This is a genomic window from Frankia sp. R43 (genome assembly GCF_001306465.1).
In the GTDB taxonomy this organism is placed as follows: domain Bacteria; phylum Actinomycetota; class Actinomycetes; order Frankiales; family Frankiaceae; genus Parafrankia; species Parafrankia irregularis.
The window spans coordinates 108538-128164 of the sequence record NZ_LFCW01000006.1 but is presented as its reverse complement, the minus strand read 5'-3'; the positions used below and the strand labels follow the sequence as shown (position 1 = coordinate 128164).

The following is a 19627-nucleotide window of genomic DNA, read 5'->3' as shown; positions in this document are numbered from 1 at the left end:
GAGACCGGGCCGGAGCCCGAGCGCCGCGGTGCGCCGTGATGTGCCTCTTGTCACCGTGGGCGCCGGGACGGGCCGTGCAACCGGGACATCGGACGTCGAACTGTGGCACCGTTGGCATGCCGGCGGAACAGGTGGAACGGGCAGAATGTCGACAAGCCGATCGGCCGGCAAGCCGACACATCGATCGAACGATGGAACGATCAGGTCGATCAGTCGACCAACCGATCGTTCGACATGGCGCGGGCTCGGCGCCGATCGCCACGGGCGCGCCGACGCACCGGGACGAGAAATGAGGGACGGCCGTGCGGGAAGCAGTGATCGTCGAGGCGGTGCGTACGCCGATTGGCAAGCGCAACGGTTCCCTGGCCGGCGTGCACCCGGTGGATCTTGCGGCGATGGTGCTCAACGAGCTGATCAGCCGGACCGGGATCGACCCCGTTCTCGTCGACGACGTCCAGTGGGGGTGTGTCACCCAGCTGGGTGACCAGTCCAGCAACGTCGGCCGGTACGCGGTGCTTGCGGCCGGGTGGCCCGAGTCCGTCCCCGCGGTGACGGTGAACCGGGCCTGTGGCTCCAGCCAGCAGGCGCTCGACCAGGCCGTGTTCGCCGTCATGGCCGGCCAGCAGGATCTGGTCGTGGCCGGCGGTGTCGAGTCGATGAGCCGGGTGCCGCTCGGTGCGTCCCGCCAGATGGGTGAGCCGTACGGGCCGGCGGCGAAGGCGCGGTACGACGGTTCGGACTTCAACCAGATCATCGGCGCTGAGCGGATCGCCGAACAGTGGGGCTTCACCCGCTGGCAGCTGGACGAGTACTCGTCGCTGAGCCACGAGCGGGCCGCCGCGGCGATCGACGCCGGCGCCTTCGAGCAGCAGACGTTCGCGGTTCCCACCGAGTCCGGGCCGTTCACCGTCGACGAGGGGCTGCGCCGCGGCACCACCCCGGAGAAGCTCGCCAAGCTCAAGCCGGTCGCGCGTGAGGACGGCCTGATCCACGCGGGCAACTCCTCGCAGATCTCCGACGGTGCGGCGGCGCTGCTGGTCACGACCCCCGAGCGGGCACGTGAGCTGGGTCTTAAGCCGATCGTGCGCTACCACAGCGCCGCGGTCGCCGGCTCCGACCCGCTGCTGGTGCTCACCGGCCCGATCCCGGCGACGGAGAAGGTGCTCGCCCGCGCGGGCCTGTCGATCGGCGACATCGGCGCGTTCGAGGTCAACGAGGCCTTCGCCTCGGTTCCGCTCGCCTGGCTCGCCGAGACCGGCGCCGACCCGAAGCTGGTCAACCCGCTGGGCGGGGCAATCGCGGTCGGGCACCCGCTCGGCGGCTCGGGCGCGATCCTGATGACCCGGCTCGCCCACCACATGCGGGACAACGGCATCCGCTACGGCCTGCAGACCATGTGCGAGGGGGGCGGTACCGCCAACGCGGCGATCGTGGAGCTCGTCGCGAACTGAGCCCCCTCGCGAATCCCTGACCCGATTCGCCGGAGTGGAGCTGAACTGCCGTGATCTCGTCGTCTTCGATGTGGTCCGATTCGCCTTCGGATTCGCCATCCGATCTGCTGTCGGATGCGTCGTCGGACCTGGGAGCCCCAGGTCCGCCTGCCGTCCCGTCCGCTGCCGCCGGCCTCTACCAGGTCATTTGGCGGCGGCGGGACGTCCGCGGGCAGTTCACCGGTGAGCCGATGCCGCCGGGCGCGCTGCACCGCATCCTCGGCGCCGCGCACAGCGCGCCCAGTGTGGGGCTCACTCAGCCCTGGGATTTCATCCTGGTCGAGGACCGGGAGACCCGGGCTGCCATGCACGCGCATGTCAGCGACGAGCGGGCGTGTTTCGCCGCGACGCTCACCGGCGAGCGTGCGGAGCGGTTCGCGCCGATCAAGATCGACGGAGTGCTGGAGTCGACGCTCTCCGTGGTCGTGGCGTATGACCAGGACCGCGGGGCGCCGGCAGTGCTCGGCCGCAACACGATCGCGGACGCCGGCCTGTACTCGGTGTGCCTGGCGATCGAGAATCTGTGGCTGGCCGCGACCGCGGAGGGCCTCGGGGTCGGCTGGGTCTCGTTCTACCGGGAGCAGTTCGTGCGCGACCTGCTCGGCATACCCGAGCGGGTGCGCCCGGTGGCCTGGCTGTGTCTCGGTCCGGTGAGCCACCTGGAGACCACGCCGGACCTCGAACGACACGGTTGGGCGGTCCGCCGTCCACTGGACGTCGTGATCCGCCGCGAGCGCTGGTAGCCGCGCGGGGCGGGCGCCTGGCGCCGCTCGGCTCCGACGAGGTCGGTGCCGCAGGCGCGTGGGCAAGCGCGAGGGCCAGGTGGGGGCCGGTGCCAGGGCCGCGTGGGCCGGTTCCGCCGGGCCTGTCGGCACCGGGGCGGCACCCGATATGGCACCCGACGGCGGATTCGCGCCGCCTTCCCAGGGCCGTTCGGGTACCGTGGCGACGGGCTGATCTTCCCGGTCGCCGCACCCGGCCTAGCCGATTCAGGCGAGGATAACTTTAACCGAGCCGAAATCCGAAATTCTTTCCCGTGGGCGCCGAACAAAGAAATCATCTGCGTGGCACGACTGTTTTTCTTCGTTACCCGCCGTTAACCGTGGGAAGCGTCGGTGTGACAAGCGCCCGCCAATAATCTATGCGGGTTCGCCGGAGTCGATCCCATTTCGGTCGGGGCGGCCGAGGTGCGTTGGCAGTGGGTCGCGGATCCGCCGTGGCCCGGCCTGCCGACGCATTGTTCGGCTGATTGGAGACGATTCTGTCATGCCATTTGTGATCACCTCCGCGTGCATCGACGTCAAGGATGGCGCCTGCCTCGACGGCGGATGCCCCGCCGACTGCATCTACACCGGCGGGCGCAAGATGTACATCAACCCCGACGAATGCACCGAGTGCGGGGCGTGCGCGCTGCGGTGTCCGGTCGGAGCGGCGATGCTCGACGAGATGGTGTCCGAGGAGGAGCAGGAGTTCATCCGGAGCGAGGAGCTCTTCTTCTCCGAGATCCTGCCCGGGCGCGACGAGCCGATCGGTGACGACCCGGGCGGCGCGGCCGTGGTCGGAAAGATCGACGCCGACTCGGAATTCGTCGCCAACTTCAAGAAGTGACCAGGCGGGCAGCGGGAGCCTGGTCCAGCCTGCCGTAGCCGCTGAGCGTGTGTTCGGCTGTTCGTGTCCCCGGGTCGCTTCGTGCGCTCGTGTCCCGGGCCGTGCGCGGCCCGCTCGCGTTCGGCCCGATCACACACGGCCCGATCACGCATCCGTCCCGCTGCCCGTCTTCACCGGTACGGCCATTCTCGCCCTGGCCTGCTGTACCCAAACCAGCTCAGCCGACCACCGCCAGCCGCTGGTCGGCTTACATCGCCCAGCTTGAGCCGGCATTTCGTGGTGGCCTGCGGATCAGCCGGCCGGCCGTGCTCCCCTGCCCGGGCCAGCGGGGCGTCCGGGCTGACTTCCTCGCCGAGTCAACCGAACTCGCCCGCGCCGTCTCGTCGGCGGTCGCCGAGGTAGCTGGCATGCCCGGCTTTCCCCGCGCCCGGCGCTGCCCTCGGGTGGTCAGTTGGCACCTCAACCCAGTTGACACAAATTCTCATGTGAGACAGAGTCCCACATGAGACGTGCGGGTGGAGGTGCCACGCTGAGCGGCAGCGATCAGGGGCTCATGACGAGCGGGCAGGGCGTGGCGACCGAGGCGGCGGCCCCGGGAACGACGTTCGTGCCGAGAAAATCGCTGCGCGCCCTGAAAAAGGAACGCTCCGTCGAGCACGTCGCCCGAGTGGCGGTCGACCTTGTCAGGGAGCGCGGCCTCGCGGCCGTCCGGGTCGAGGACATCTGCGCGCGGGCGGAGATCGGCCGGTCGACCTTCTTCCGCTATTTCGACTCGAAGGAAGCCTGCTTCGTCACCGGAGCGCACCACGGGCACCTCCAGAACGCGCTGGCCGCGATCAGGGCGCGCCCAGCGGAGGAGGGGCCATTCGCCGCGCTGTGCAACGCCTTCCTGGCGACCCAGGAGGGCTGGGAGGCGCAGCGCGACATCCTGGTCCTCGATGGCCAGTTGCGGGCGGAGTTCCCAGCGGTGCTGGCACATGCCAGCGCCAGATATGTGGACTGGGAGACCACCATCGCGCGGGAGATCGCGCCGCGTTTCACCGCGCCGGACGACGGCCTCTTCCGTTCGCGCATCGTGGTCGGGAGCGTGCTGTGCGCCCTCCGGCTGGGCACCGACAGATGGCTGGCCGCGGGAGCCAACCGTTCCCCCGCAGAAGACGTACGGGCGGCCTTCGCCGTCCTCCGACAGGATTGTCCGTCCCTGGCGGAGAATTGATTAAAAATCCGAAGCGATGTTGTGCTCCGTTCGGGGGATTTTCGGCCACTCCGTCATCAACGGAGCAGAAGAAGGGAGGCCTGGAATGACTGTGGTCGACGACGTGACGGCCACCGGAAGGGCTGTCGACCGTGACGCCTATGTGCTGGATGTCGATACTCATTTCGAAGTCGCGTTCACTGCTGAAGACCATCCCTTACGTGCCTACGCGGACCAGTTCCCGACCGCGCGGCGGTATGTAGCCGAGGCGCTCACCCACGATCTGCGCGAGGCGACTCCGGCCGATTCGCGGCCGAGTGACGAGGCGCTTCTGCTGTACAGCCCGCCAGCGAACCGTTCGTACACGTCCGCCGCGGTTGATCCGGCCGCGTCGGTCGACCCGAGGTTCCCGTCCGCGAGTGCCGCGGAACGGCTCACCTGGATGGACCAGGTCGGGATCGACGCGGCGCTTGTCAACCCGGGCGTCTACGCCAGCCTCCCCAGATACCTGGACGGCGACCGGTCCCAGCTGGTGCGCCTGCTCAATGACTTTCTCGCTGACCGGCTCTCCGGCCATACTGACCGGCTCATGCCGGTGACAATGCTGAACTGGAACGACCTCGACGGCGCCGTCGCCGAGCTGACCCGGATGCGCGCTCGGGGTAGCAGAGCGTTCTGGGTACGCGCGGAGCCGGTGAACGGAATGTCGCCGGCCCATCCGGAATGGGACCGCGTCTGGTCGGCAGCGACCGACCTCGGAATGATCGCCGTTCTTCATATCGGCAACTCCCCGACCGCCTTCTCCGGATGGGGGAACGCGGGCTGGGCGGAAAGCGGTGTCGGCGTCGGCGGGTTCTTCCGCTACGCCAACTGCATGAACCACCAGGCCGCGGAGCTGTTCATCACCGCGATGCTGTACGGCGGGGCGCTCGGCCGCCACCCGAACCTCACCATCCTGACGGAGGAGTTGCAGGTCGGATGGCTTCCGTTCCTGCTCGCCCGGTGTGAGGGCCTCGGCTCCGCCGGCCCGTGGCCGTTCGACCGCTCGCCCGTCGAGATGCTGCGCCACCACATCCGCGCCTCACCCCTCATCGACGTCGGCGACCGGGACGTGCTCGGCCGCTGGATGCCGCAGCTACCCGGCATGCTCGTCTTCTCATCGGACTACCCGCACGGCGAGGGCAACGCCGACCCGATCGGCCTGTACGGCCCGGCCCTGGGTGAACTGGACGAGGCGACCCGCCGGTCCTTCCTCGGCGGAAACATCGCCGACTGTTTCGCCCGGATGGGCGACCCGCTACCCGGCACCTGATCAGAATCCGCCGGTCACCCACACCCACACCCGACCCGGCGAGCGTGGGTGACGGCAGTCCCGGTCCTGAGCACGGGGATCACGAACCGCCTTTGATCCGGTATCGAATACATTATCCAAACCCCATTCCAGTCTCCTTGCGTGACCTCTTCGGGAGGCAGTACATGACGCTCTCCAGCGCGGGCGGGGTCAACCGATCCGGCCTGAGCGGTGCCTACGCACTCTCCGCGGAAATGACGACGGCGGCGGAGAATCTGATCGGCCTGCCGATGCCGCTGCGGCCGGACACTCTCTACGACCAGTCCCGGCGCACCGCGGTCCGCCGGGAACGTGGGCCGCGTTTCCCGTTCCCCATACCCAACGGCTGGTTCATCGTGGCCCGGGCCGACGAGATCGAGCCGGGCCGGACGAAGACACTGTTCTACTTCGGCAAGGACCTGGTGCTTTTTCGCGGCACGGACGGCACGCCGTATCTGTTCGACGCCTACTGCCCGCATCTGGGCGCGCACCTCGGTGTCGGCGGCAAGGTCGTCGACGGCAGCCTGCAGTGCCCGTTCCACGGCTGGCGGTTCGACGGTGCGAGCGGCGCGTGCGTCGAGGTGCCCTACGACGACAACCCCTACATCCCGAGGACGGCCACCGCGCGCTCGTATCCGGTGGTCGAACGTAACCGGATGATCTGGGCCTGGCACCACCTGGAGGGCAAGGAGCCCTTCTACGAGGTGCCCGAGGTACCCGAGGTGCACGACCCGGACTGGCTGCCGGTCGTCGTCAAGGACATCACTGTCGCCACCTGCTGCCAGGAGATGGCCGAGAACAACGTCGACACCCCGCATTTCCTGTACGTGCACGGCATGCAGGCGATTCCTGAGGAGGAGTTCCACGTCGACGGGCACTACAAGCGCTCGGTCGGGATGGACGGCAACTTCATGCGCGAGGGCTTCGGACTCGGCCTCGGAGTGCTGCGCGTGAAGGGCTATACGACCTTCATCTCCTCGACCACCCCGATCGATGAGGAAAACGTGCACGTCCGATGGATCTTCACCTCACCGCGATCGCTCGGCGAGGACGCCGCCGAAGCGGCGGCGGACAGCTTCACCGCCGGCGTGAGTCAGGACCTGCCGATCTGGGAGAACAAGATCTTCAAGGATCCGCCGGTGCTCCGCCCCTCCGAGCGGGCCGTCACCGAGCAGCGCCGCTGGTGCCAGCAGTTCTATTCCTGGCCCGAAGGCGACCCCCGGCGCCGTTGACGGCGCCCGACGCCCGCATGTGGTTTTGCTGTCCCTTTTCTCAAGAACTCGAAAGGTGGAATCGTGAGCACCTGGGTTGGTCAGTACTGCCTGAACGTCGAGGACCTGGAACGGTCCGTCGCCTGGTGGAGTGCGATCGGGCTGCGTAACACCAGTCGCACCGAGATTCCCGACGCCTTCGAGGCGATCATGCAGAACCCGGCCACCGGCGGGCTTTTCCAGATCGCCCAGCAGAAGGCACAGCAGGGGCCGGTCGCGCTCGGCACGGCGCTGTGGAAGCTGTACGTCAACACTCCGGACATCGCTGGGACGTTCAAGCGGGCGGTGGCGGCGGGAGCCGAAGTGGTGGCCGAGCCGGAGCGGACGGAGCGTTGGCCGGTGACGATCGCCTTCGTCCGCGACCCGGACGGCCGTCTGGTCGAGTTCGTCGAGCGTCATCCCTGGCCCGAGGGCTCGCCGGCCGATGAGCCCTGGCTGGGCCAGTACTGCATCAACGTCCCCGATCTGGACGCCGCGGTCGCCTTCCATGAGAGGCTCGGACTGACCTGCACCAGCCGGACGGACGTCCCCGAGGCGTCGGAGGCGATCATCGAGGCCCCGGGGCGCGGCGGGCTGATCCAGCTGGCCCAGCAGAAGGACGGCGCCCCGATCGAGCACGGCAACGGGTTCTGGAAGCGCTATCTCAACACCGACGACTGCGATGGGCTCTACCGAACCGCACTGGCGGCTGGAGGTGAGGCAGTCATGGAGCCGACCCGGCTGGACCGCTGGCCGACGATCATCGCGTTCTTCACCGATCCGGCCGGCTACCTCGTCGAACTCGTCCAGAAACTGAACTGACCGCCCGCCGACGCACACTTCGCATTCCCGACAACTCCAGGAGGTGGCCCCATGCCACAAGCCCGCCTGAGCGTCTTCTACCCGGCCGGTGCCGACGAGACGTTCGACCACGACTACTACCGCGACGTCCACATCCCGCTGTGCGAGAAGCTGTGGAAGCCGGCGGATGTCCGCGTCGACCGGGGAGCCTCCGGCCCGCATGTCGCCGCCGTCCACATCACGTTCTCCTCCCGTGAGGCGCTCGACACGGCGCTGGCCTCGGAGGCGACGGCCCAGATCACCGGCGACGTCAAGAACTACACGACGATCGTCCCGGTCCTGCAGATCAGTGACGTGGTCGTCTGATGGTCGCCTGAAGCGACAGGCCCAGCTCGTCCGCGTCGCTTGCGACGCCGGTCATGCCGCGCCGCGCGGCCTGTTCGGCGAGGTCCCGAAGGCCGGCCTCGTCGACGGGTTCGCCGCACCGGCGGGCGAGCTGGGCGGCTTCAAGCCGAGTGCGTAACACCGCACCCACCCCTCGCGATCGAGTGGCAACCTCCAGCGCGGTCCGCAGGTGTGCACGGGCGGCCGGGATGTCGCCGGTGAGCTCGGCGAGGCGGGCCAGACCCAGTGCGACCGGGCCGGCCATCCCGCACTGGCCCAGGTTGGCGATGTTGCCGGCGATCGGTGCCAACCGCTTGGTCAGCGTCTCGGCGTGCTCGCGCAGCCCGCGGTCGGCGACGGCGTGGGCCAGCAGTGTCAGGCGTCCATGGGTCGTCCAGGTCACCGGCCCGGTCTCGGTGACCGCCGCGGCGAGCAGCTCGTCGGCAGCCGGGTCGTCCCGCGCGGCCGCGATGACCGCGACGGCCCACGGCGGAAGCGGAGCGCCGGAGGCGCGGTCATCCGGCTCGTGCAGGCGGCCCTGCTCCCAGCGCAGCGCCAGCCGGGCGAAGTCGTAGGCGCCGCTCTGATACAGCTCCGTCTCCCGGTGCAACGCGAACGCCTGGTCGTAGGTCCGCTCCGCGGCGGCCAGATCGTCGTCATGCCAGAGCGCGAGGGAGCCCTGCGCCCACCGGAACTGCACCCGGCTGGCCGGGAGCCGGAGCAGGTCGCTGCCGACCGCGCCGAGCCGCGCCTGCTCGGCGGCCGACGGGTCACCCAGCGTGATCTTCGCGAGGTAGCCCAGCCCGTGCGCGATGACCTGGTCGATCTGGGCGGATGAGTGGGGTACCTCCGCCAGCCGGGTGAGCAGCTCGACGGACTCGGTGGCCCGTTCGGCGATGCCGGAGAAGGCGAGTGCACGGCCGAGCAGGGCGTCCGCGAGGCACTCGTCGTCGCCGAGGCGCTCGGCGAGCTCGATCGCCCGGCGGCTGAGCCGGTCGGGAACCGAGCTGTCCGGGTCGTAGGTGCTACCGACCGCGAGGGCCGCCAGAACGCGGATGTGCGCCGCCGGATCAGCGGTGACCAGCGTCTCCAGGCCGGCCAGGCGGGCCAGCAGCGGCGCCGGGTCGTCGCCGTAGGCGGGCCAGGGCCAGCACCCGGTGGTCCGCAGCAGCGCGCTGGCCAGGCGGCCGGCGGAGTCGAGCCGCCCGCGGCGCACCGCGTCGAGCAGTCCGGCGTCGATCAGGTCGAGCAGCGTCTGGCCGCGACCGTGCCGCGCGAGCGCATGCACCTGGGCGACCAGCAGTTCGTCCCGGTCGACGTCGAGATCGCGCGGGCTCTGGTCGACGATGGCGAGCGCCTGGCCCCACCAGCGCGCGGCCGCCTCCGACTGCCAGCGCCGTTCCGCGTCGAGCGCGGCGGCCCGGCAGGCGGCGAGGACGTCCTGGGCCTGGGCCAGTGGCCAGGCGGCCACGAGATGCGCGGCCCGGCGGCTGAGCGTCTCACCGCCCTCGGCCGGGTCGAGCGCCTCGGCGATCCGCAGGTGCAGCCGCTGGCGGCGCAGGCTGGAGAGCCCGGCGACGACCTCGTCGCGCAGCAGCGCATGCGCGAACATGTACCGGCCGGTTCCGGCGGCCGGCACGATCACATGCTCGTCCGAGGCCTCGTCCAGCATGTCGGCGAGCGCGTCGGGGTCCAGCCGAGTCACCTCGCGCAGCAGGCCGATGTCCAGCGTGTCGCCGATGAGCGCGGCGGCGCGCAGCACCTGCAGCACCGCCGGGTCGAGGCCGGCGAGGCGCTGCCCGAGCACCGACCGCACCGCGAGCGGAATGGTGCCCTCGGCCCGCTCCCGCGCGGGCAGGCGGGCGTACTCGCAGACGAAGAACGGGTTCCCGCCGGTCCGCTCGGCAAGCTCGGTGGCCTCGGCGGCGCCGATCTCCTGGCCGCTGACCCGGCACGCGAGCTCCACCACCTCGGCCCTGGTCAGCGGCGGGACGGCGAGCCGGCGCGAGCCGTGCCGGCGGGCCGCCGCGGCGAGCAGCCGGTCGAGTGCGGGCCGGCCGGCGACGTCCCGCGCCGTGACGACCACGCTGATCCCCGGGCGCGGGCCGGCGTCGGCGAGATGGGCCAACAGCCGCAGGGACGCCGGGTCCGCCCAGTGGACGTCCTCGACGACAAGCAGCAGTGGGCTGGTCCGAGCCGCGGCGGTCAGGGCTTCGATGACTCGGTCGTAGACGACGAAGCGGGCGGCGTCCGCGTCGACACCGCTCGGCGGGGTCAGCACGTCGTCCGGCTCCGCGCCGAGCTCGCGCAGCAGCTGGCGGACCGGCCACCACGGAGGAAGCGCCTCGTCGTCGGGGCATCCGGTCCGCACGGGCCGTCCGCCGGCGCGCCGCCAGATCACGGCGGCCTCCTGCGCCAGCCGGCTCTTGCCGATGCCGGCTGGCCCGGTGAGGACGATCCAGCGACCGTCCCCGGCCGCCGCCTCGCCGAGGGCGGAGTCCAGGGCGGAGATCTCATGCTCCCGGCCGACCAGGTCCGCCCGCGCGCCGGAAGCCGTGGTGGTGGTTGTGGCCGTTGCGGTTGCCGCTGCGGTTGGTGTTGGCGCGGTCGGCGTGATCACGGTCCGCGCCGTCGTGGTCGCGGGCGCGGTGGCCGCGGGCGCGGTGGGCGCGGTGGGCGCGGTGGGCGCGGGCGCGATCGTGGTCACGAGTGCGGCCGGTGCGGTCGGTGCCTGGTTGGGCCAGAAATCGAGGGCGGGGTCCTGGCGCAGAATGGCGCCCTGCAGGTCGCGCAGGGCCGGGCTGACATCCAGGCCGAGATCCTCGTCCAGCCGGCGAGCGTGCTCGCCGAACGCCTCCAGCGCCTCCGCCGGCCGCCCGGCCCGGTAGAGAGCGATCATGTGTAGCCGGCAGGCACCCTCCGAACCGGGGGTGTCGAGCAGTAGCTGGCGCGATCGTGGCGCGGCCGCGGCCACCCGGCCGAGGCCGAGCAGCGCCACCACCGCGTTCTGCTCGCACTGCGACCAGCGCTCCGCGACCGTGTCCGCCGAGCGCCGGACCCACGGCTCGTCGGTGAACTCGGCGAGAAGCGGACCCCGGCGCAGTGCGGTGGCACGGTCGGCGGCCTCCAGCGCGCGTTGCCAGTCGCCGGCGTCGACGGCGGCCTGCGCCTGGCCGCAGGCCCGCTCGAACAGCCACAGGTCCACCTCGTCCACGGGGACGTCCATCAGGTAGCCGGGCGTGCGGCGCACGATGGGTGAGGTGGCGTGCTCGTCGTCCCGCAACAGCCGCCGCAGGTTCGAGACGTGGGCCTGCAGGCTCGCGAGCATGCTCGGCGGGTGATCGTCGCCCCAGGCCGCGTCGGCCAGGCGGTCCACGGAGACCACCCGGCCGGCGTTCAGCAACAGCGCGGCGAGGACCGCCCGCTGCTTGGGCCCGCCGAACGAGACCGGGCCACCCTCGCGGATGACCTCGATCGGCCCGAACAGGCGGTAGGACGGCACAGCTCTCATGATGCCGTCGGCCCAGGTCACGCACGGTGGAACGACCAGTCGGCTTCAGGACGGCCGGTCGTCCGGTCGGCTTCGGGACTGCCCGCCGGTCGGTCGGCTTGAGGACCGTGCGCCGTCCCGTCGGTTGAGGGCTGCCCGCCGGCCTGTCGGGCTCAGGACTGGACCAGCCCCGCGGCGGCGCGGACCGCGTGGGAGGCGACCATGCGCGCATGCGGGTCGTAGCTCGCGGTGAGGGTGGCGAGCCGGGCCAGTGTCGCCGGGTCGTACTGACGGGCGACGATCGCGGGGTCCGAGCTGGCACCGAAGTTCGGCGTCGAGCCACCGTGAGACCACGGGGCGACAGCGGCGATGACCGCGGCGGCGTGTCCCGCGGTGGCCTCGATGATCGGCGGCGCGGCGATGCCGATGGTCAGCAGCGAGTAGGCGGCATCCCGGTGGCAGACGGCACTCGGCTCCCGCGGCGGGCGCGCGAACGCGCCGCCGAGCAGCCGCAGCTCCACGATCACCTGGGGGCACTCGGCCTGCGGGCCGGCCACCGCCAGCAGGGTCTGCACCGCCTGCTCCGGCAGCTCCCGCAACAGCACACCACGCTCGTGGGTCGGCATCGGGTCGACCGGGTCAGAATGGATCATTCCCAGGGCGTTGAACGGGAGCACGTCAAGCCCACCGAAGATCACGGGTGCGACCCCACTGATGGCCTCGGCGACCCGGGCGCCCTCGGCCGGGTCGCCGACCCAGGCGAAGCGGACCGCGACGGTGCATCGGCCGGCCAGCGGCGGGGGCACCGCCGGCATCGCCGGAAGGCGCAGGAGCGCGAGTGACGTGGACGCCTGCTCCGGCAGCGACGCCGTCCAGGCCCGCCACGCCTCGACGACCCGCTCCGCGTCGGCACCGTCGAAGTAGAGGCAGCCGCCGTAGATCCGCGGGACGTCCAGCAGCTCGAACTCGACGGCGGTGACCACGCCGAGCGCGCCCTTGCCGCCGCGCAGCGCCCAGAACAGGGCGGAGTTCTCCGTCGCGGTGGCCCGGCGCAGCTCACCGTCACCGGTGACGACGTCGAAGGCGGTCACCAGATCATTGGCGAAGCCGAAGCTGCGGCCGACCGGGGAGAGCCCGCCGCCGGTGAGGTAGCCGACGACGCCGACGTTCGGTGAGGAGCCGGCCAGCGCGCCGAACCCGTGCCCGGCGGCCGCGTCGAGGACCTGCTGCCAGCGCACACCGGCGCCGACCCGGATCCGCCGGGTGACCGGGTTGATGACGATCTCCAGCAGGCGGCCGGTGTGCACGAGCAGCGTGGGGCGGCTGCGGTCGAGCAGCTCGAGTGCGCCGTGCCCGGTGGATCGCACCTCGATGTTCAGGTCGTGCGTGTTGGCGAAGTCCACGGCGGCGACCACATCGGCCGCGTCGGAGGCGATGACGACCGCCGCCGGCGTGGACACGACCGCGACGTTCCACGGTGTGGCGGCCTGGGTGTAGGCGTTGCTGCCGGGCAGGGCGACCTCCCCGCGGACCACGGCCGCGAGGTCGGCCAGGGGCAGTCCCAGGGCCAGGCCCTCGGTCACGTCGTGAACGTGGGGCAGGTCGTGGGACGAGTAGTCGGGCGTGAGCGTGGACATGACGCCTCCGTCTGGCGGGGTGGGTGCCGGGCTGGACGGGAATCAGCGTGTGGTCCGGCGCTTGGGCCTTTCCTGCGGCTGCCTGAGAGGCGCTTGCGGCCAGCCGAGACGGCGCTTGCGGCCGGCCGCCACGCCACTTGCGACCGGCCAGGGAGGTGTTCGCGGCCGGCCGGGTGTCCGCGATCCGTGCGCTGCCGCTCGGCCCCGGCGTCGTCTCCGCGGCGCCGTCCGCGCAGGTCAAGCGATTTTGACGTCGAAGTCAATAAGTGTTAGCGTGAGACAACATCGAGAAATGATGTTCTGGGGTGGGCGCATCCATCCCACGGAGGCCTCGCCGGGGGAGTCCTGTGACTGCCTCACGGCGTCGAGCCGGTGCCGGTCAGCCGGCGTACGGAGGTAGTCATGCCCAGGTCGGACGTCGACTTCCCTGTCTTCGACGCGGACAACCACATGTACGAGACAGTGGACGCCTTCACGAAGTACCTGCCGAAGGAACATGAAGGCCTGATCAAGTACGTGCAGGTGAACGGGCGCGACAAGATCGCGGTTCGGGGTGTGATCTCCGAGTACATCCCCAACCCGACGTTCAATGTCGTGGCGCGGCCGGGTGCCTGGGAGGACTACTTCAAGAACGGCAACCCGGAGGGAAAGTCGACCCGGGAGCTCATGGGCAAGCCGATTCGCTCGCCCGAGGCCTTCTTCGCGCCGGAGCCCCGGCTCAAGCTGATGAACGAGCTCGGCCTGGACCGCGCCATCATGTGGCCGACGCTGGCGAGCCTGCTGGAGGACCGGCTGCGGGACGACCCGCGGGCCACCCACATCGTCGTCCACGCGCTGAACCAGTGGATGCACGAGCAGTGGACCTTCAACTACGAGAACCGCATCTTCGCGACTCCCGTGATCACGCTGCCGATCGTCAGTGAGGCGATCAAGGAGCTTGAGTGGATCGTCGAGCGGGGCGCCAAGATCATCCTGATCCGTCCGGCGCCGGTGCCCGGCTTCGAGAGCTTCCGCTCGTTCGCGCTGCCCGAGTTCGACCCGTTCTGGAAGAAGGTCGTCGAGGCCGACATCACCGTCGGCCTGCACTCGTCCGATGACGGCCTGACCCGGTACTACAACATGTGGGAGGGCCGGCAGGACGGCGAGCACCTGCCGTTCGCCACGCCGAGCGCCTTCACCGACATCATGCACAAGCAGCACCGGGGCATCTTCGACACGGTGACCTCGCTGATCGGGCACGGGCTGCTCACCCGCTTCCCCCAGCTGCGGATCCTGCCGGTCGAGAACGGGTCGGGCTGGGTCCGGCCGTTCATCGAGGCCGCCGGCGAGTCCTACGCCAAGAGCCCCAAGCTCTACGACGAGGACCCGATCGAGGTGCTCAAGCGCAACATCTGGATCCACCCGTTCTTCGAGGAGAACACGAAGTACCTCATCGACCTCGTCGGCGTCGACCGGGTCGTGTTCGGATCCGACTACCCGCACGCCGAGGGCCTGTCCGACCCGCTCTCCTACATGGACGACCTTGAGGGCCTGTCCAGGGAGGACAAGGCCAAGATCATGGGCGGCAACCTCGCCACGGCGCTGAAGCTTCCCGCCACCGTCTGAGCAGCCGTTCTCTGAAAGTCTGTTCTCCGCACGAAGCCTGTCGCCCCGGCCGGACAACGAGGTCCGCCGGGGCGGCAGGCTTTCGTCCGCCGCCCACCAGCAGGGCTCAGGCCAGCCCAGGACGTCCTAAGCCAGCTCAGGACGTTCCTCAGCCAGCTTCAGGACGGCTCAGGACGGCAGCATCAGCACGACCTTGCCCCGGCCGTGCCCGGTCCCGACCTCGCGGTGGGCGTCCGCGGCCTGCTCCAGGGGATAGGCACGGCGCAGCTCGACCCGCAGCCGCCCGTCGGCGTACAGCTCGACCAGGTCGGTGAGCCGGGCCGCTGACCGCCGGCTGCCCAGCCACCGCACGCCCAGCTCCTGGACGAGGTCGAAGGCCACGATCGTCCCGATCCGGTCCCGGTCCTCGACGAGCGCCACCGCGGCGCGCAGACCGTCGGCGCCGGCCGCGTCCAGGCTCGCGTCGACGCCGCCGGGCGCGACCGCCCGGACCCGTTCGACCAGACCGTTGCCGTAGGCGACCGGGATCGCCCCCAGGGCGCGCAGGTAGTCGTGGTTGGCCGGGCTGGCCGTCCCGATCACCGTCGCACCGGCGAGCCTGGCGAGCTGCACCGCCACGGTGCCGACCGCGCCGGCGGCCGCGTGGATGAGCACCGTGTCACCGGCGGTGACACGCAGGTCCTCGATCGCGGTGTGGGCGGTCTGCCCGGCGCCGGACAGCCCGCCCGCGATCTCCCAGGGCAGCTCCGCCGGCCTGCGGACGACCTGGCTGGCCGGGGCGACCACCTGCTCCGCGTAGCAGTTCAGGACGCGGAACCCGAGCACCTCGTCCCCGGCGGCGATGTCCGTGACGTCGGACCCGACCTCGTCGACGACTCCGGCGAACTCGTTGCCGGGCACCATCGGGCCCGCCGTCGCCTCGACACCCATCGGCATCCGCCCCTGGCGGACCGACAGGTCGACGGGCTGGACCCCGGCCGCCCGCACCCGGACCCGGACCTCGCCGGCGCCGGGCTCCGGCGAGGGCAGATCCATCACCTGCAGCACCTCGGGTGGACCGGGAGTAACGAACGCGGCAGCCTTCACTGGGCCTTCTCCATCTCACGGTGCATGGTCAGGGGTGCGGCAGGTTCGAGCCGACGACGGAAAAAGCTCATCGCCCGCCAACACCTTCCGATTCGGTCGGGCCGTTCGGTCGGGCCGGCATCGCGGGCACAAGGAGGCGCCATGCCGGTGCGGGACAGCCTGCCGGTTGAAGTGAGGTTGAGGTCAAGAGCTGGTCAAGAGCCGTTGCGGGGCGACGTCCAGGCGACGGTGAGCAGGCGACGGAGGGCGCAACGGCGTAACGGCTCAACGGCGCAAGATCGCTAGTTGGTGCGGGGAGGTTCGCACTCCACGAACGCGGCCGGACTGCCGGACTCCCGGACTGCCGGACCCCCAGTAGCCCGGTGGCGCCGGTGGTCCGGTTTGGTGAGTCGCAAGAAGTGCGAATTTCGGTTGGGTGGTCTCAGTCGGTCATTGCACACCTGTCTTGATAGGGGTGTGGCATGCCTGGTGGTCGGCCGCGGTTGGGGTGGGATGTGCGTGGACGGTTCTGGGATGCGTATGGGGCGGGTGAACCGGTGGTGGTGGCGGCGCGGCGGGCGGGGGTGAGTCCGTCGGTGGGTCGGGTGTGGATGCTGGCGGTGGGTGGGGTCCGACCGCGGCCACCACAGCCGCGGTCGCCGTTGCGGTTGTCGATGGCGGAGCGGGAGGAGATCTCACGGGGCCTGGCGGAGGAGCTGAGTTTCTCCGAGATCGGCCGGCGGGTGGGCCGGCCGGCGTGCACGGTGTCGCGGGAGGTGACCCGGCACGGGGGCCGTGAACGTTACCGGGCGGTGGTCGCGGACCGGGCGGCGGTGGCCGCGGCCCGGAGGCCGAAACCCGCGAAGCTGGCGGTGGATCGGCGGCTGGGCAAGGTGGTGTCCTGGCGGCTGGGGCAGCGCTGGTCTCCGCAGCAGATCGCGCGGAGTCTGCGGGTGGACTTCCCCGACGATGAGGGGATGCGGGTGTCCCACGAGACGATCTACACGTCGTTGTATGTGCAGAGCAGGGGGGCGTTGCGCCGGGAGTTGACCCGGTGTCTGCGGACGGGGCGGGCGGTACGGGTCCCGGCACGGCGCGCAGCGCGTCCGGATGGCCGTGGACGGATCCCGGGCATGGTGATGATCTCGGAGCGGCCGGCGGAGGCCGAGGACCGGGCGGTTCCCGGCCACTGGGAAGGTGACCTCATCCTGGGGAAGGACAACCGGTCAGCGATCGGGACCCTGGTCGAGCGGGCCAGCCGCTATGTGACCCTGCTGTACCTGCCGGGCGGCCGGTACGACGCGGCGACCGTGACCACCGCGCTGGCCGAGGCCGCCGCCGGGATCCCCGAGCGGCTACGCCGTTCGGTGACCTGGGACCAGGGAACGGAGATGACCGGGCACGCCCGGTTCACGGTCGCGACCGGGATCCCGGTCTACTTCTGTGATCCCCACAGCCCCTGGCAGCGCGGGAGCAACGAGAACACCAACGGTCTGCTCCGTCAGTACTTCCCCAAGGGCACCGACCTTTCCGTCCACACCCCCGACGACCTCGCCCGCGTCGCCGCCCAGCTCAACGCCCGACCTCGACAGACCCTGGGTTGGAAGACACCATCACAGGTCTACACAGAAGCCTGTGCGATGACCCCCTGAAGACAAGCGACCGAAATCCGCACTTCTTGCGGGATGTCAGGCGAGCATGCACCCCATTTGTCTCTCTTGAGGTGAATCGCTGGTGCTCTGTGGCCCGTGCGGGATCATCGATTGGTGGCCGTGCGGGCGGAATCCACGTTCCGTCAGGCGCGACTCCGCCAAGCCCAGGCTGGTGGCCCGGATCCGCCGCTCCTCAGGACCCTTTCACCGGCTCCCTGACGACCACGATCCTCAGCTCCTGCCCGGCAGAGCCGCGGCTTCGGGTCGCCGCACGATGCCGGTGCTCGTGTGTGCTTGTCGTGCTCCTGCCGTTGCTCATGGATCGGTACTGGCTGTCCCGCTGTGGCAGGGCGACCGGCTCGACGTCACGGTGAAGGCGCGGAAGCGGCACAGGGTACATCAGAATCCCGCCCTCTGGCAGCCTCACCCGTGCTGGACGGAACCGGACAGCACTTTCTGCGGTTTCCGGGTGTTGGAGCTTGACCTCAACTCGACTTGAGGTTCTAGGTTTTTGGACCAGACCCCGACGAATGCGGGGCCAGCGAGATGCGGGGATTGTTCTCATGACCAGTGCGCCAGCACAGCCGGTAAACCTGACCGTCATCATCGGAAGCAACCGGGTGGGGCGTTTCGCCCCGGTCGTGGCGCAGTGGTTCCTGCGTCAGGCCGCCGGCGACGAATCGATGACGACAACCGTCCTAGACCTGGGTGAGACCAGCCTGCCGGAGCGGCTGGGATCCCCGCGCGGAGCGGAAACCGACGAGCTGACGGCGGTGACCCGGCAGCTCGACGCCGCGGATGCCTACGTCGTCATCACCCCTGAGTACAACCACAGCTTCCCGGCCCCACTGAAGAATCTCGTCGACCTGCACTACACCGAATGGCAGGCGAAGCCGGTGGGGTTCGTCTCCTACGGCGGGCTGTCCGGCGGCCTGCGCGCCGTGGAGCACCTGCGTCAGATTTTCGCGGAGCTGCACGCGGTCACCATTCGCGATGTGGTCAGCTTCCACGGGGCCTGGGAGCGCTTCGACTCGGATGGATCTCCGCGAGACGCCGAAGGCGCCAGCACGGCGGCCCGGACGATGCTCGACGAGCTGCGGTGGTGGGCGACCGCGCTGAAGGAGGCCCGAAGCCGGACCCCGTACAAGTTCTGACCGCGCCTTCGACCGCCCGGTGATCCGGTACCCGAACCGGTTCCCGATCCGGCGCCCGTAAGAGGCGACACGCGGCGCAGTACCGCAACCCGGCCGTGTCCGCGAAAGCCCAGATCGGCTGGCTACTCTCCGTGGCCGCATATTGATTCCAAAAGCCACGGGAGAAGCAGGTGTTCTTTCGCAGAACGCTCATGTCGTTGGTCGCCGGCGGGCTGTTGTTCGCGGCTTCGGCGCAGGGCGCGGCGGATGCCGCCACCAAGCCCCTGATCAAGCCCCTCAACCAGTGTTCGAAGGCCGATCTGCGGAACGATCTCCGCCTCGGCCCGGCCAAACTACCGTTCTTCGGGTCGGTGGCGAAGGAGCTCGACGGCTACGAACGTACCGGAGGGCATTCGATCCAGCAGTTCCTCGGTACCTGGTGGGATCCGTCGCTACCCTCCAAGCCCTATTTCCCTGGAATTGATGGATTCTGGGTCTACCCGCCGCAGGATGGTTACTATCTCAGGCCCGACGGAACGCAGGTCCGGACTACGACGACCTTGGTTCCAGGTCAGTTGATCGACCGTTTCGGCCTGCCAAGCGGCAGTTTTCTCTCCCCACGTGGAACCGACTACGACGCACGATCGCTCCCGCCGTCGAATCTCGATGACACCACCAACCCGGGTGGGTGCAACTATCACGTCTACCAGGTGCTGAAGCCGTTCGACGTCTATTCCGGCCCGATCCGTCCATGGTTCGACCAGCCCGGGAACGGCCTGCAGTACCAGACGGTCTGCGCTCTCATCCCAGAATTCTCGGGAGGGGAAAAATGTGTGGAGACGGGGGGGATCAACCTGCGCGTTCAGTATCTCGTCGACGCGCACTACCTCGTCGAGGTGCCGGTCGTGGACCGGCGCATCCTCTAGCCGGCTCCTGAGCCGACATCCCTGACGGAGCGCCGGCCTGTCGCCGTCCAGCGTCCCGCGA

The 19627-nt window shown here is 70.0% G+C and carries 15 protein-coding genes; 12 read left to right on the top strand and 3 right to left on the bottom strand.

Features of this window, described 5'->3' with window-relative positions; genetic code table 11:
- Positions 1 to 302: 302 nt before the first annotated feature.
- The 8 genes from ACG83_RS25115 to ACG83_RS25080 all read left to right on the top strand — a co-directional run bounded on the left by ACG83_RS25115 (position 303) and on the right by ACG83_RS25080 (position 8040).
- On the top strand, positions 303 to 1451 hold the full coding sequence (locus ACG83_RS25115) for a thiolase family protein (RefSeq protein WP_054568738.1): 1149 nt from the start codon (positions 303 to 305) through the stop codon (positions 1449 to 1451).
- A gap of 50 nt (positions 1452 to 1501) precedes the next feature.
- Positions 1502 to 2233: a 5,6-dimethylbenzimidazole synthase gene (gene bluB, locus ACG83_RS25110; protein WP_235498170.1), complete on the top strand. Its 732-nt coding sequence runs from the start codon at positions 1502 to 1504 to the stop codon at positions 2231 to 2233.
- A 523-nt stretch (positions 2234 to 2756) separates the two neighbouring features.
- Positions 2757 to 3098: a 4Fe-4S binding protein gene (locus ACG83_RS25105; protein ID WP_054568737.1), complete on the top strand. Its 342-nt coding sequence runs from the start codon at positions 2757 to 2759 to the stop codon at positions 3096 to 3098.
- A 502-nt stretch (positions 3099 to 3600) separates the two neighbouring features.
- Entirely contained in the window at positions 3601 to 4314 is a 714-nt protein-coding gene (locus ACG83_RS25100; RefSeq protein WP_235498169.1) for a TetR family transcriptional regulator, read from the top strand.
- 85 nt (positions 4315 to 4399) lie between these two features.
- On the top strand, positions 4400 to 5605 hold the full coding sequence (locus tag ACG83_RS25095) for an amidohydrolase family protein (RefSeq protein ID WP_054568735.1): 1206 nt from the start codon (positions 4400 to 4402) through the stop codon (positions 5603 to 5605).
- 164 nt (positions 5606 to 5769) lie between these two features.
- Positions 5770 to 6855 carry a Rieske 2Fe-2S domain-containing protein gene (locus ACG83_RS25090; protein ID WP_054568734.1) on the top strand — a complete coding sequence of 362 codons (1086 nt, stop codon included), beginning with the start codon at positions 5770 to 5772 and terminating at the stop codon, positions 6853 to 6855.
- 63 nt (positions 6856 to 6918) lie between these two features.
- Positions 6919 to 7695 carry a VOC family protein gene (locus tag ACG83_RS25085; protein ID WP_054568733.1) on the top strand — a complete coding sequence of 259 codons (777 nt, stop codon included), beginning with the start codon at positions 6919 to 6921 and terminating at the stop codon, positions 7693 to 7695.
- Positions 7696 to 7746: 51 nt separating this feature from the next.
- Positions 7747 to 8040: an EthD family reductase gene (locus tag ACG83_RS25080; RefSeq protein WP_054568732.1), complete on the top strand. Its 294-nt coding sequence runs from the start codon at positions 7747 to 7749 to the stop codon at positions 8038 to 8040.
- Here ACG83_RS25080 and ACG83_RS25075 read toward each other — a convergent pair.
- Both ACG83_RS25075 and ACG83_RS25070 read right to left on the bottom strand, forming a co-directional pair.
- A complete protein-coding gene (locus tag ACG83_RS25075) occupies positions 8021 to 11569 on the bottom strand; it encodes a BTAD domain-containing putative transcriptional regulator (RefSeq protein ID WP_054569129.1) in 3549 nt (1182 codons plus the stop codon). The two genes, ACG83_RS25080 and ACG83_RS25075, sit on opposite strands and share 20 nt — an antisense overlap.
- A 152-nt stretch (positions 11570 to 11721) precedes the next feature.
- Positions 11722 to 13185: an FAD-binding oxidoreductase gene (locus ACG83_RS25070; RefSeq protein ID WP_054568731.1), complete on the bottom strand. Its 1464-nt coding sequence runs from the start codon at positions 13183 to 13185 to the stop codon at positions 11722 to 11724.
- A gap of 402 nt (positions 13186 to 13587) precedes the next feature.
- Between ACG83_RS25070 and ACG83_RS25065 the strand changes: the two genes are divergently transcribed.
- Complete coding sequence (locus ACG83_RS25065) at positions 13588 to 14790, top strand: amidohydrolase family protein (RefSeq protein WP_054568730.1); 1203 nt, start codon at positions 13588 to 13590, stop codon at positions 14788 to 14790.
- Between the two features lie 168 nt (positions 14791 to 14958).
- Here the strand turns inward: ACG83_RS25065 and ACG83_RS25060 are convergent, their stop codons facing one another.
- Complete coding sequence (locus ACG83_RS25060; RefSeq protein WP_054568729.1) at positions 14959 to 15876, bottom strand: NADP-dependent oxidoreductase; 918 nt, start codon at positions 15874 to 15876, stop codon at positions 14959 to 14961.
- Positions 15877 to 16337: 461 nt separating this feature from the next.
- Between ACG83_RS25060 and ACG83_RS25055 the strand changes: the two genes are divergently transcribed.
- The 3 genes from ACG83_RS25055 (at position 16338) to ACG83_RS25045 (ending at position 19566) form a co-directional block, all read left to right on the top strand.
- Positions 16338 to 17507 (top strand): IS30 family transposase, encoded by a 1170-nt coding sequence (locus ACG83_RS25055; RefSeq protein ID WP_083473546.1) that lies wholly within the window; start codon positions 16338 to 16340, stop codon positions 17505 to 17507.
- 563 nt (positions 17508 to 18070) lie between these two features.
- Positions 18071 to 18661: an NADPH-dependent FMN reductase gene (locus ACG83_RS25050; protein WP_054568727.1), complete on the top strand. Its 591-nt coding sequence runs from the start codon at positions 18071 to 18073 to the stop codon at positions 18659 to 18661.
- Between the two features lie 170 nt (positions 18662 to 18831).
- Positions 18832 to 19566 (top strand): TNT domain-containing protein, encoded by a 735-nt coding sequence (locus ACG83_RS25045; RefSeq protein ID WP_054568726.1) that lies wholly within the window; start codon positions 18832 to 18834, stop codon positions 19564 to 19566.
- The last annotated feature ends 61 nt before the right edge of the window (positions 19567 to 19627 follow it).

Coding starts and splice junctions, on each gene's coding strand:
- ACG83_RS25050 (WP_054568727.1), top strand. CDS start 18,071: ATGACCAGTGCGCCAGCACAGCCGGTAAACCTGACCGTCATCATCGGA.
- ACG83_RS25095 (WP_054568735.1), top strand. CDS start 4,400: ATGACTGTGGTCGACGACGTGACGGCCACCGGAAGGGCTGTCGACCGT.
- ACG83_RS25105 (WP_054568737.1), top strand. CDS start 2,757: ATGCCATTTGTGATCACCTCCGCGTGCATCGACGTCAAGGATGGCGCC.
- ACG83_RS25055 (WP_083473546.1), top strand. CDS start 16,338: ATGCCTGGTGGTCGGCCGCGGTTGGGGTGGGATGTGCGTGGACGGTTC.
- ACG83_RS25090 (WP_054568734.1), top strand. CDS start 5,770: ATGACGCTCTCCAGCGCGGGCGGGGTCAACCGATCCGGCCTGAGCGGT.
- ACG83_RS25100 (WP_235498169.1), top strand. CDS start 3,601: ATGAGACGTGCGGGTGGAGGTGCCACGCTGAGCGGCAGCGATCAGGGG.
- ACG83_RS25080 (WP_054568732.1), top strand. CDS start 7,747: ATGCCACAAGCCCGCCTGAGCGTCTTCTACCCGGCCGGTGCCGACGAG.
- ACG83_RS25070 (WP_054568731.1), bottom strand. CDS start 13,185: ATGTCCACGCTCACGCCCGACTACTCGTCCCACGACCTGCCCCACGTT.
- ACG83_RS25065 (WP_054568730.1), top strand. CDS start 13,588: ATGCCCAGGTCGGACGTCGACTTCCCTGTCTTCGACGCGGACAACCAC.
- ACG83_RS25075 (WP_054569129.1), bottom strand. CDS start 11,569: ATGAGAGCTGTGCCGTCCTACCGCCTGTTCGGGCCGATCGAGGTCATC.